Origin of the sequence: Rhodococcus koreensis, from assembly GCF_017068375.1 — a bacterium.
Classification (GTDB): domain Bacteria; phylum Actinomycetota; class Actinomycetes; order Mycobacteriales; family Mycobacteriaceae; genus Rhodococcus_F; species Rhodococcus_F koreensis.
Map to the genome: position 1 here is coordinate 174,803 of NZ_CP070610.1, position 13,014 is coordinate 187,816.

8 protein-coding genes are annotated in these 13,014 nt (G+C 66.1%); 4 read left to right on the forward strand and 4 right to left on the reverse strand.

Annotation, left to right across the window (positions count from 1 at the left end; all coding sequences use genetic code 11):
* Nucleotides 1-130 precede the first annotated feature (130 nt).
* Together JWS14_RS41790 and JWS14_RS41795 are read right to left on the reverse strand one after the other, a co-directional pair.
* Entirely contained in the window at nucleotides 131-1,963 is a 1,833-nt protein-coding gene (locus JWS14_RS41790; protein ID WP_206016354.1) for a serine hydrolase domain-containing protein, read from the reverse strand.
* 119 nt (nucleotides 1,964-2,082) lie between these two features.
* The gene (locus tag JWS14_RS41795) at nucleotides 2,083-2,979 is read right to left on the reverse strand and encodes a LysR family transcriptional regulator (protein WP_095869810.1); all 897 of its coding nucleotides are present in this window, start codon (nucleotides 2,977-2,979) and stop codon (nucleotides 2,083-2,085) included.
* Nucleotides 2,980-3,184: 205 nt separating this feature from the next.
* On the opposite strand from JWS14_RS41795, the gene JWS14_RS41800 reads away from it, so the two are divergent.
* The gene (locus JWS14_RS41800; protein ID WP_206016355.1) at nucleotides 3,185-4,063 is read left to right on the forward strand and encodes a carbon-nitrogen hydrolase family protein; all 879 of its coding nucleotides are present in this window, start codon (nucleotides 3,185-3,187) and stop codon (nucleotides 4,061-4,063) included.
* Complete coding sequence (locus JWS14_RS41805) at nucleotides 4,060-5,430, forward strand: APC family permease (protein WP_206016356.1); 1,371 nt, start codon at nucleotides 4,060-4,062, stop codon at nucleotides 5,428-5,430. Before JWS14_RS41800 ends, JWS14_RS41805 begins: the two co-directional genes overlap by 4 nt.
* 2,642 nt (nucleotides 5,431-8,072) lie before the next feature.
* On the opposite strand, the gene JWS14_RS41810 is transcribed toward JWS14_RS41805, so the two are convergent.
* On the reverse strand, nucleotides 8,073-9,830 hold the full coding sequence (locus tag JWS14_RS41810; protein WP_095869992.1) for an FAD-dependent oxidoreductase: 1,758 nt from the start codon (nucleotides 9,828-9,830) through the stop codon (nucleotides 8,073-8,075).
* The gene (locus tag JWS14_RS41815) at nucleotides 9,827-11,068 is read right to left on the reverse strand and encodes an MFS transporter (RefSeq protein ID WP_241031744.1); all 1,242 of its coding nucleotides are present in this window, start codon (nucleotides 11,066-11,068) and stop codon (nucleotides 9,827-9,829) included. Before JWS14_RS41815 ends, JWS14_RS41810 begins: the two co-directional genes overlap by 4 nt.
* A 273-nt stretch (nucleotides 11,069-11,341) precedes the next feature.
* Here JWS14_RS41815 and JWS14_RS41820 point away from each other — a divergent pair, with 273 nt between their 5' ends.
* Complete coding sequence (locus JWS14_RS41820; protein ID WP_095869803.1) at nucleotides 11,342-12,205, forward strand: sugar phosphate isomerase/epimerase family protein; 864 nt, start codon at nucleotides 11,342-11,344, stop codon at nucleotides 12,203-12,205.
* Nucleotides 12,202-12,984, forward strand: coding sequence for an SDR family oxidoreductase (locus tag JWS14_RS41825; protein ID WP_095869802.1), 783 nt, complete (start codon nucleotides 12,202-12,204; stop codon nucleotides 12,982-12,984). Before JWS14_RS41820 ends, JWS14_RS41825 begins: the two co-directional genes overlap by 4 nt.
* Nucleotides 12,985-13,014: the final 30 nt, after the last annotated feature.

Genomic DNA, 13,014 nt, shown 5'->3' on the forward strand with positions numbered 1-13,014 from the left:
GTGCCGACCACGAGCGCGCCGTTGGATGAAGTCTCCGATCGAACCTGGAAGGGGTTCGGGTGGGGAACCCCATCAACGGCCATAGTCAGGCGAAGCGCATCCCAGGCCGATAAGGGTACGTTCGCTGGGTCTATCTCGCACCAACTGCCTCGACGGGCATGGGCGCTAGCTTGGCGGCCTCGGCGACGGCGGAGCTCCAACTGAACTCGTTGTTGTCGCTGAAGTAGTAGTAGGTGGCGCCGTTCGGCATCATCGCGACCGTGATGCCGCCGTACCCCGACATGAACGGTACGTAGAAGGGGCTGGTGTAGGCGGGGTTGTCGGCGGAGGTGAAGTCCTGGCCCCAGAAGCCGTTCTGGTATTTCATGGGCTTGGCGCCGGTGGTGGTCATGCCCCGGTCCTCCGGGTCGCGTTGCATGGTGGCCGTGAGCAGGGCCGGGTCGAGTATCTGCGTGCCGTTGACGGCCCCGTGGTCGTTGTTGAGGAACTTGGCGAACCGGGCGACGGAGTCCTGCGTCCAGAACATGCCGTACCCGCCGAAGGGTGCTCCGCCGGGGCTGTTGTCGGTGCGGGAGGAGACGAGCGAGTCGGGCCCGACGCCGACGGGTTCGAGCACGTCGTCACGGAGCATGTCGAAGATGTCGGCGTCCGAACCGGCCTTGTCGTGCAGGTAGTTGTTCATCGCGCGGGTGGCGAGGTAGGTGTCCGAGGTGTGGTAGGCCCACTGGCTGCCGGGGCTGGCCTTACGCGGGAAGGACAGGGCGAGTCGCATCTTGTCGGCGTAGGGCTCGGCTGCGAAGAAGTCCGCCATGGTGGGGCCCGCTTCGTCGGTCTCGTAGCCGTGCGAGATGTAGTTCCCGGTGGCCATGTCGAGAGTCTGGTCGAGGGTGACGCCGCTCCAGGCGGTGTTGCCGGCGGTCTCGGGGATTCGGTCGGAGAGCATCTCCTGGGCCACGGCGGGGCCGTAGCGCTTCGCCAGCCGCAGCATGGCTGTTCCCGCGAACGCCGACTTCGCGGTCGAGTACGAAGGCAACAGCATCTGGCCGCAGAATGGGTACTCCCCTTGCCGGGTCCGACAGTTGCCCACATAGTGCACTCCGCCGAAGTAGAAGCCGAAGGTGCTCAGTGCGGACGGCGTGATGCCGGCGCTGAACTTCGCTACGTCTACCCCACTGTCCGGGTAGTCGGTGGCCAGCGCCGAGATGGGCTTGGTCGGGAGCCGGTCCCCGACCTCGGCGGCGTACGCGTCGCGCAGGTTCTCGGCGCCGTCGACGGGCCCGGGCCGGTAGTCGGCCGGTACCTGGCCCCACATGTCGAGCTGGAAGTATTCGCAGGTCTCCGTGGTGATCTGGTAGCGGATTTCGGAGACCGATGTGGCGTCGAAGAGGAACATCAGGGCGCCGTTGTGCACGCAGTTCGCGTTGCGCTCGACGAGCGCGAAAGGCAGTGAGGCGCGGGTGCGTTCGCCGTCGCCGTCCTCGTTCCACGCACGGCCGGGGCCCACCGCCAGGTTCCACGCCTGGTTCCCCGTGTACTGCAACCCGCGCTTGGCCGGGACGAGGTGGCTGCCATTCTGCACGAGGGCGATGTCGACCGGTGGCAGGTGCCGGGTGGCCGCTGTATCTCCGTATCCGTACGGGTCTTTCAGTACGCGGAAGCCGCCGGTGGCGGAGAGACCGTTGAGGGTGAGGGTGCCTTCGAAGCTGTGGGTGGGTGGTGCTGCCTGGGCGGGCAGTGCGAAGGCGCTGTCGGGGACCGTGTCCGTGGCGGCGCCCTCGGTGAGTTGGCCGGCGGTGAGTTCGGTCCGGTTCACCGCCCCGCTTCCGGTGAGCGGATCGCCCGGTACGGGCACGGCTTCGGCGGGCGCCGCGATCGTCGGTGGCGAGACGGTGCACGCCGCCGCGAGTGCGACGGTAACGACGATGGCACGGCTCAGCCCTCGGGCATAGAAGGGTCTTGGCATGGTGGGTGTCCTCTCGGGCCGGCAACAGATACGGATATCGCCGCATCCTGGGGCCCGCCGGGGCCGCCGTCCAATGCCTGTCCGGTCTGATCAGGCTGCCCGCCAGGTATACGTCCAGCTCATCCGCGGGCGGTGACCTGAGGCCCGTACTGCTCGACGCAGAAGCGCGAGAGCCCCGTGGCGAAGGCCTCGATGCTGCGCAGCGCATAGTGGCTGGGGTCCCACGCGGCGTGCAGATGGATCTGCAGCGGCTCGCCCGCGCCGTCGAGGATCAGCAGCGGGTGCAGGTCGAAGCGGGGATCGTCGGAGACCACCGCAATTCCGTGGCCCGACGCCGCCATGGCCTGGGCGACGTGCGGAGTATCGCATTCGAGCACGATGTCGTACGAGGCGTCGGCGTCCTGCACGGCATGGTCCAGGACGCGTCGGGTGCCGTGCGCCGGGGTGAGGACGATGAGGGGCGCCGCGGCGAGTTCCCCGATCGTGACGCCGTCCCGGTTCGTCCAGGCGTGGTCGGCCCGCACATAGGCCCACAGCGGCAGCCGCGCCACGGGCAGCCCGGCCAAACGGCGCCTCGGAGGCGCCGTGGAAATGGCTACGTCGGCGCCCCTCCCCAGGGCCTGGTACGCGCGGGCCGGGCTCTCCGCCTGCACCGTGACGAGCGGATCCTCCGGTCCCCAGGTGGCCAGGAACGGTGCGATCACGTCCGTGATGGTGGTGGGCGGCGCCGCCACGGTGATCCGCATGGCGCGACCGGAAGCAAGTGCTCCGACTGCGGCCTCGGCGGCGTCCGCTCGGGCGACCAGATCTCGGGCCAACGGAAGGAAGCGCCGGCCGGCGGCGGTCAGGATCAGCTGTCTGCCGCCGCGGTCGAAGAGCGTCATGCCCAACGACGCCTCCAGGCCGCGCAGTTGGCGCGACAGCGAGGGCTGGGCGACGCGGACCTCCTCGGCGGCCTTGGTGACGGAACCGGTCTCCACGATGGTCAGGAAGTAGCGCAGCACCCGCAGTTCCATTGGAAGTGGCCTCTCGGAAGACGGAGGAGACATGGCACTTGCATGCCTCAAAGGCATGTAAGTCAGCCCTAGAAAGTATTTGAAATTATATGTGACGAGGCCCACGCTTGTCTCACCCCGGCCGCCCGGCCCACGCCCCCGGCGCCTGAACCACCATCAACTGCTCCCTCCAGAGCCCTACCTTCGATTGGCTGGTGTTCCCCGCATGACCCGCCCCCTGCCCCTGATCCTCGCCCAGGCGCCCGGCCGCCCGGCCGACGACCTCGCAGGCTTCACCTCCGACGTCGAGCGGCGCGTGAAGCTGCGCGCACCAGGCGCCCTCGTCGTCTACCCCGAACTACACCTCGGCGAGAGCGCCCCAGGCGTTCCGGCCGCGCCGGAGAAAGCCGCCGAGCCGCTCGACGGCAAACGGGACGCTGCCCTCGCCGAACTCGCGGGCGACCTGGGCATCTGGCTGGTACCCGGCAGCGTCTACGAACGCGGCGCCGACGGTCGCATCCACAACACGGCACCCGTCTACTCGCCGCAGGGCGAACGCCTCGCCGCGTACCGCAAGATCTGCCCGTGGCGCCCCTACGAGACGACCGCACCCGGCAACCGGTTCGAGGTCGTCGACCTCGCCGGGGTCGGCCGTATCGGACTGTCCATCTGCTACGACACCTGGTTCCCGGAGGTCTCCCGCCATCTGGCCTGGATGGGCGCAGAGTTGATCGTCAACGTGGTCCGCACCCCGACGAGCGACCGCACGCAGGAAGTCGTCCTCAGCCGCGCCAACGCCATCACCAACCAGGTCTTCGTCGCCAGCGTCAACTCCGCCGCCCCGTCCGGGATCGGCCGCAGCCTCGTCGTCGATCCACAGGGCACGGTGCGCGCCGAAACCGTCGATGCCGGCGACTCCACCCTCACCGACGTGATCGACCTCGACGAGGTCAGCAACGTCCGCCGCTACGGCACCGCCGGCCTCAACCGCGTCTGGGACCAGTTCCGCCCCGGTGACGCGCCCCTCGAACTCCCGCTGTACGGGGGCCGTATCGACCCCGCCACCTGGAACGCCGCCCACACCACCGAGGAGCCACCACGATGAACAGCGAGACAACTGGGAACACCATGAGACTGAAAGGCGACCTGAGCCTCTTCTCCGTCATCCTGTTCGGCCTGGCCTACATATCCCCCGGCATCGTCGTCACGATCTTCGGCGTGGTCGCCGCCACCAGCGGCGGCGTGGCCCCGACGGCGTTCGCCGTCGCCACCCTCGCGATGGTGCTCACCGGGCTGAGTTACGCAAAGATGGCGCGCGCGGTGCCCGGTTCCGGGTCGGTCTACACCTACGCCCGCAAGATGCTCGACAGCCGCATCGGTTTCCTGTCCGGCTGGGCGATGCTGCTCGACTACTTCTTCATCCCGATGGTCGGCTGGCTGATCACGGCGATCTACTTCAACGCCCAGTTCCCTGACATACCCAAGTGGGTCTGGCTGATCGTCTCGGTGGGCATCACCACCGCCATCAACGTCTTCGGCATGAAACTCGCGGACCGCGTCAACAAGGTCCTGATGTTCATCGCTCTGGGGTCGCTGGTCCTCTTCGCCACCCTGTGTGTCGTCTTCCTCGGCAAACACGGCTCCTCCGCACCCGCCACGGACGCCCTGTGGAACTCCGGCACTTCGATCGGCGCGGTCACTGCGGCCGCCGCCATCGCCGCGTACTCCTTCCTCGGCTTCGACGCCCTCTCCACACTCGGCGAGGAGACCAGGGGCGGGGCGAGGACGATCGGCAGAGGCATCGTCGGGTGCGTCATCGCCGCCGGCGCGATCTTCATCGTGCTGTCATTCGTCATGCAACTCGTCCACCCGGGCGCGCTGTTCACCGACGTCGACGCGGCCGCCTACCACCTGAAGGTCCAGGTCGGCGGCGAGACGTACGCCGAGATCATCAACTTCGTCACCATCGCCGGATCCATTGCCTCCTGCATCGCCCTGCAGGCGTCCGCCGCCCGCCTCATGTACGTCATGGGACGCGACGGCGTACTGCCCAAGGCCGTCTTCGGCAGGCTGTCGGCGACGACCGGCACCCCGGTCAACAACCTGCTGCTGACCGCGGCCGCCGGTGTCATCGCCATGAAACTCGACCTGACCACAGCCACCTCGTTCATCAATTTCGGTGCTTTCCTCGGCTTCGCCGTGGTCAACGTCTGCGTGATCGCCCACCTGGTCCGAGAGCACAGACACGGTCGCACCCTCAACCTCTTCTCGTACCTGGTGATGCCGGTCATCGGCGGCGCCGTCTCCGTCTATCTGCTCACGAGGCTCGGTGACGTCGCTCTCCAAATCGGCGGCGTATGGTTGGCGATCGGCGTTGTCTATCTGGCCGTTCTGACCAAGGGCTTCCGCCGGCCCGCACCGGAAATGACCTTCGACGACGACACCGTGGCCACCGACAGAGTCACCGCGTAGCTCCCCTTCCTCGCCCGGCGGCGTCGTGCGGTATCGCGACGCCGTCACCGGCCGGGTGAGGCGCGCCCTACGCTGGGTCGTGGAGCAGGAACAGCGGTCCTGACGTGCCCGGTCGTGCCACGGGCCGCGCCAGCACGGTGCGAATCACGCGCAACGACACACTATTACCGAAATATCGTTAATCTCCGACCAGCAGGACCGTTCACAGTGCTATTCCTTCTGATCCATGCCGTCATCACAGTCATGTCGATCGTCCTGCGCCGCCGCGTGCCGAATGCAGGATCGCTTCTTGCGGTTGCGGCACAAACGTACGCAACCGAACGATGGAGCACCGCGCATATCGTCGACCCTGATGTCACCGCACAGTTCCTAAGTACCAATCCGGGCCATCTCGCCGGCGAATCGGTCGCAGCCCAAAGATCCGACACGACAGAGTCGCCCATCGGTAGCTGCCGAGCAGGCGGAACCACTCTCGCTCGAACTAACAGCACTGGCCCGCAATACATTCGACACTCCGCGAGGCAGCTCACGATCCCAGACCCTCAGGATTGATATGCACAAACACTCGCGCACGAGGCGCCCCTGGCAGATAGTCAGCCATTCACTCTTCTCGGCACACTCAGCGACGCGAACGATTCCGAGTTGATCATCCTCAAAATCCGGTCGCGCTCCACACGAGAATGACCGCGAGGCGATGACGCAGAGATCGCGCGCAACAAACCGCACATCACCACGCCACCCACGGGTGCAATAACGGCTCCGGCAACAAGCCAGAAAGCGGCCATGATGGCGCCACGCGTTCATCTCGACGACGTCCTCGATCTCGCGATCTTCTGGGCACCGATCGGCGAACCTACACCCGGAACGATCCAGTCCGAATTCGGCATCGATGTCGCCGAGTACCGACGACTACTTTTGGCCGCGATACAACGGCACCAGCAGCGGCCGGTCGTCCCCTGCGATGCTGCGACCCTTGACCGGGTGTACTCCTCATCCGTTCTGGCGGCACTCGCCGTACAGCATCATCACACACCGTCCTTACCAACACATTCGGTCGATCCGAACCCCGAAACCTGCGATTCCCCCCGCCACCTGGTCGACTAGACACAGGTCTTCACTTCGAAACAGAGAATGCCATGTCAGCAACCGAAACCGGGGGACGCCAGGGGGAAACACCGGATCTACAAATTGCGCGAACAACACCAGTTGAGATGGAGATCCGTCGTTACCGTCGATGGCGCGATAGACGACGTGAGGCAGAGCGCCGACGTACCCAACTCCCTGAACGCAGTAGAGAAGTCGAGGACATACTCACCTTTGCGCGGAGATGCGCCCCCTAGGGGGGGTCCAGCCGAGGAGGATATTTTCGTCAACTTTGGAATGTCAACCAAACGATTCGAAGCAAGAGTGAAGCAGATTTTAGACGAGATCGGTTGCGACAGTCTCGAAGAACACAATTGATGTGGGTCTATCGCGAGTCAACCTCCCCGATGACCCAGTTTCGCAGTTGGGAAGCGCACACGAGAATCAGCCACCGCGGATCCGTCCGGTTCTGATACTGATCGCCGCGACGAGCCCGGCGATACTGATGGCCATCGGTGTCCTTCCTCTGAACGGGTGGGGAGTCGTTGCAGCCGCCGTCGCCGATGGATTAACTGCCTCGCCAATCCAAGCCGCCACCCGGACAATCACCCCTGCGCTCGTACCTGCCTTCCAACACACCGCCCTCCATTCCTTCGACGCCCTTTCCCGGGAGATCGTCTGATGCGGCGGGCCAGTGCTGATCTCCCTCGCCGCAGCGATCGCCGTCACTCCACCGCGGTTGCGCTGTTCGCCACGAGTGCGAAGTGGGCTTCCGAAGACATCAGCAGGAGACGACCCCGGACACGTGCTCTATGTAGGACCTCTAGACGCAGCACCGAAGATTCAGTTGCAGGAGATTCGCTTTCCGGCTTGACCCAGACCATCCGACCCCAGTGTCGACCACACCTAAACTAAATTCAAACTCGTCAGCGCGTGTGTATGAGGATGAGACAACCAAGCCCTGAGTTGGCCGCACAGCCATTGGAACCCTCCCTTAACAGTCAGGGGCTGTCGAGAATGCGACTGTCGTGGCGATTCCACATGTCGCACCTGTCGACGGCTTTGCCTATCCCGATGTCCACTCAGGTTCCGACCTGTCGGACGGTCAGCGCTCTAGGTCGCCGGTCCGTTGGTGAGGGTATGCGTTCGCCAAATTTCGTATCTCGTTTTGGGCACAGTTCGATTCGGGGATCACCTGCCACAATCGTTCGATGAATCGGGATGTTGTCATGCCGAAGTGCACAAGTATTTCCTCCTCGGCAGCGCCCCCGTATGGTGCCCACGTCCTGGCGAACTCGATGAGGTGCTCCGCCTCGGTATCAGGATGGCTGCGTGTGCGGTTGGCTTCGATCCAGGTGGCGCGACGCCTTTGGCGCCATTGGCGATACTCACGACAGTTCATAAGAATTCACAGATCTGATCGGGACTACGGAAGCGGCGGGCGGGTGGGTCGTGCCGAAAGAGCGCTGCGCCCTGATGTCGTCGAACATCGGCAGGACGGGCGGCGCCGGTGACGTTCTCGAATCGTCCGCCGGCGTCGTCCGACCGCTGACTGGGTGTCAACCAGCCGGTTGTGTGTCACGGACGTTGGGGCTGCCGGACTCCTCCTCCGAATCCGTGGCGCTGGTGGCGTGTCGTGCTGCGATGTATCCGAAGGTCATGGCGGGTCCGATGTTGATGCCGCCGGACGGGTAGTGCCCGCCCATGACGCTGGCCTGGTCGGATCCCACGGCATAGAGACCTGCTATCGGGGTGTCGGAATCGTCGAGCACACGCGCGGAGGCGTCGGTGACGATACCGGCGAAGGTCCCGAAGCTTCCGGGTACGACCTTGACGGCGTAGAACGGTCCCTTCTCCAGCGGGGCGAGTGAGGGATTCGGGAACGGGTTGTCCGGATCCCCGGAGCCGCGGTTGAACATCGTTTCGCCGCGGTGGAATTCGGGGTCCTCTCCGCGTCGGGCATTGTCGTTGAACGATGCGACCGTGGTGTGGAGTTGGGCGGGGTCGATGCCGCATTGCTGTGCCAACTCGGTGAGGGTGCGACCGGTCTTGAGGTAACCCGAGCGCAGGTACGGCCAGACCGGGATGGGGCGCGGTTTGGACATTCCCAACGGATACAGGCGCTGGAACCGGTGATCACAGACCAACCACGAGCACACTTGCTGCCCGTCGGGAACGGCGTCGATCATCGCGGTGGTGTAGTCGTGGTAGCCGTCGGCCTCGTTGACGAACCGCTTACCTGATGCCAATACGCCTATGACACCGGGCTTTCCGCGATCGAGGATGTGCGGGAAGACACCTGTCTTGCCGTTGCGGTACGGCACCAGCGAGACCGGGCAGTAGGCGACCGGTGAGGCGAGGGTGGTGTCGAGGCGGCCGCCGGCGGATTCGGCGAGCGCGATCCCGTCGCCGGTGGTGGTGTCGGGGGCCAGGGTCCAGTGTTCACGCCCGGTCGGGGTGCGCGGAAAGTACTTTTTGCGCATGTCGACGTTGCTGGGGAAGCCACCGGTTGCGAGGATCACTCCCCGGGCGGCGTGGATGGTGACCGGGCCGTCGGGGCCGTCGAGCTGTGCTCCGGTCACCGCCCCGGAGTCGTCGGTGGTCAGCGTGCGTGCCGGCGACGAGACGCGGATGTCGACGCCGAGTGCGTCGGCGGAGGACAGGAGCCGTCCGATCAGGGCGGTGCCGTTGACCAGTTGCATGCCCTTGCGTGCGGTGGCCAGGTCGATGAGGTGCCGGGTGACCCGACGTGCGGCGTGCCCGAAGGCCTTCGGGGAGCGGGTGGCGTGCAGAAACGCCTGGAGGTCGGGGCCGGCCATGATTCCCATGCCGAGGAACGAGGTTTCGTAGAGTTGCCAGCGCAGCTTCGCCCGAGCCGGGGCGGGGATCTGGTAGGCGTCGATCGGTTGGGGTGCCACCGAGCGGTGTCCGGTCCCGGCGCCGGGGGTGCCGCCGTGGATGTCGGCGATGGTGGTTCCGGGTACGAACTGCAGCCTGGTCTTGTGATGGAAGAACCCGACCATGCGCGGCGCCTCCGCCAGGAACGCATCGACCTTGGCGGCGTCGAAGTTCGTCCCGAGTCGGTGTTGCAGGTAGGTGCGCGGCAACTCGATGTCCTCGTCGACGCCGTCGGCGCGGGCGAGGGGGTTGCGCGGCGCCCACATCCATCCGCCCGACCAGGCGGTGGCCCCGCCGCAGACATCGGCCTTTTCGGCGACGATGACGTTCGCGCCGTGGTAGGCGGCGGTGACGGCGGCAGCGAGGCCACCGGCTCCGGCGCCGATGACGAGCAGATCGCACGAGAGGGTGTCGGTCATCGCCGGCCCTGCCCGGTCCACTTGTACGACCACAGTCCGGTCACGAGCGCCACGAGGGACGCGGCGGCGAGCAGGATGGCCACCGGGGTCCAGTTTCCGCTGTCGCCGAGCAGGGCGGTGGCGGTCAGGGGCACGAAGCCGCCCACGGCCCCGGCGACGGCGTAGCCGAAGCCTGCGCCGCTGTAGCGGATGCGGGCGTCGAACATGTCGGTGAACCAGGTCTGCTGCACCGAGGCGGAGATGTTGTGTCCGAGGTTGATCAGGATGAAGAACCCGAGAATCATCATCGGCATCGATCCGCTCTCGAGGGCGGAGAAGAACGGGACACCGGCCGCGGCAGCGCACAGCGGGCCGACGATGTAGAACCAGCGGGCACCGAACCGGTCTGCGAGCAGTCCCCACAGCGAGGTGGTCGGTACGGCGAGGACGAGGGCGACCATCGATGCGGTGAGCACGCTGCTCGGCGGGGTGTCGGTGTAGTTCTTGACGTAGACCAGCGAGAACGTGAAGCCGATGTAGAACGTGCTCTGGTCGACCAGGCGCATCCCGATGATGGCGAGGATCTGCTTGGGGCTGGTCCTGAGGGCCTCGAGCAGCGGTGCGGCCTGCTTCTTCTTTGTCTCTTCGAGTTCGGCGAACACCTTCGACTCGGGGACGCCGCTGCGGATCCAGAGCCCGACGAGTGCGAAGAGGATGCTGACCAGGAACGGCAGACGCCAGCCCCAGGTGTCGAACTGCTCCTCGGTGGTGAGGTTGGTGACGATCGAGAATGCCAGGGTGCCCAGGAGTAGGCCGAGGAACGATCCGATCTGTACCCCGCTGGCGAGGAAGTTGCGCTTGTTCTTCGGCGCGTTCTCCACCGCCATCAGGGCCGCTCCGCCCCATTCGCCGCCGACGGCGATGCCTTGCACCGCGCGCAGGCTGACCAGCAGGATCGGGGCCGCGATGCCGATGGCGGCGTAGCTGGGCAGCAGACCGATGGCGGTGCTGGCCAGACCCATGATCAAGATGGTGATCACCAGCATCTTCCGGCGGCCGACCCGGTCACCGAAGTGGCCGAAGATCGCCCCACCGATCGGGCGGAAGACGAAACCGACCGCGAACGAGCCCAGCGAGGCGAGGACACCCACGGTCGGGTCCTCGGAGGGGAAGAACATCGGTCCGAACACCAGGGCGGCGGCGGTCCCGTACAGGAAGAAGTCGTACCAGTCGACGATCGCGCCGACCGTGCTGGCCATCGCCGCCCGCCGTGAGCCGGACGGCGGCGGTGCGGGCGCCTCGCCGTCGACCGGTCCGGTACGGCCGGAGGACGAATAAGGTTCCGAGGCTGGAACATTCGAAACTGTCATGGGTGGGGGTTCTTTCCTGGGGTGAAGCCCGAGCCGAAGGGGCGGTTGCGGCGGAGGGGGCGCAGTGCTTGAATGACTACGTAGTAAATTTGTGATTCACAGCATAAGTAGGGCGCAGCTGTCCGTCAACTCCCACCTTGGAAACCGCGTAAAGGACTGTTCATGACACGACCCATCGGGCTGGCCCACCTGTCGGCTCTGCATCTACCCCCTCCCGAGTTGGTCGAAGCTGCGGCCGACTGCGGCTTCACCTCCGTCGGCGCGCGGGTGCATCCCGCCACCACGTCGGAGACCCGGTATCCCATGGCCGCGGGCTCCCCGATGTCGGCGCAGACGCGGGCTCGTCTCGACAGCACCGGTGTGCGCGTGTTCGATGTCGAGGCGTTCACCCTGGACGGCGTACGCGGTCGGGGTGAGTGGATGCCGGTGCTCGAGGCCGGCGCCGCCCTCGGTGCCCGGGTACTCAACGTGATCGGCGGTGACGACGACCGCCATCGCCTGACCGATTCCCTGGCTGCGCTGGTGCGCGATGCCCACGAGTTCGGTATCACCGCCTCGATCGAGCCGATCTCGTATCAGAAGGTCGATACCTTCCGCGCCGCCGCCGCCGTGGCGGAACAGACCGGGTGCGGGATCATGCTCGACGTCCTGCACTTCGTCCGTGCCGGGGGCACCGTCGGCGACCTCGCGGCTGTTCCGCCGGGAGCGGTGCAGGTGATCCAGTTGTGCGACGGTCCCGCCGCGGTCCCGCACCTCGAGGCGCCGCCGCGGATGCCGCTCGGTCAGGACACCAACGGGTCCGACCGCCAGATCGAGTCGCGCGCGACACGTCAGGTGCCCGGGGACGGCGCGTTTCCCCTGATCGAGATCCTCGCGGCGCTGCCCGGCGTCCCGGTCAGCGTGGAGGTTCCCGACGTCGCCTTCGTCGAATCACACGGCATCACAGAACATTTGCACAGACTCATGGCCGCAACACAACAGCTGATCACCACCGCCGACACCGAACGAACGGAAGCGATTCGATGACCGCAGTCGACACCACCGACTCCCTGCACGTCACCACCGCCGACCCCTCGACGTTCTATCCCGGCCGATTCGCCGGACGCGTCATCCTCGTCACCGGCGCCGCCGGCGGCCTCGGATCAGCGGCAGTGGACCGACTCATCCACGAAGGCGCCTCGGTGGTGTGCACCGACGTCGTCGGCGACGGGGACGGGACGGGCCGCGACATCGCGGCTCTCGACGTGACCGACCGTGCAGCCTGGGACGAGACCCTCGCCCGTGTGTTGGCCACCCATGGCCGCCTCGATGGCGCACTCTTCGCGCACGGCATCCAAGGACCGGAAACCGCGATCACGGCCATGCCGTTCGAGGGCTGGTCGAAGACCATGAGTGTCAACCTGGACGGCTGCTTCCACGGCCTCGCCGCACTACTTCCCACGCTGACCGAGCAGGGGTATGGCCGGGTGGCGATCTTGTCCTCGATCTCGGCGCGGGAGGGTAATCCCTTCCAGGCCGCCTACTCCGCATCGAAAGCCGCCGTGGTGTCCCTGGTCAAAACCGCCGCCAAGGAGGTCGCCACACACAACGTCACCGTCAACGCGATCGCACCCTCGATGATGCACACCCGGATGCTCGACGACCTCAGTCCCGAACGCAACGCCGCGCTCCTGGCCCGGGTTCCCATGGGCCGGGTCGGCAGCACAGCAGAATTCGCTGCCCTGGCGACCTGGCTGCTCTCGACCGAGGCCAGCTACGTCACTGGACAGACACTGGACCTCAGCGGTGGCCGGAACACCGCCTGACAGTGGGTAACCGTTTCCGGTCGGCCGCCG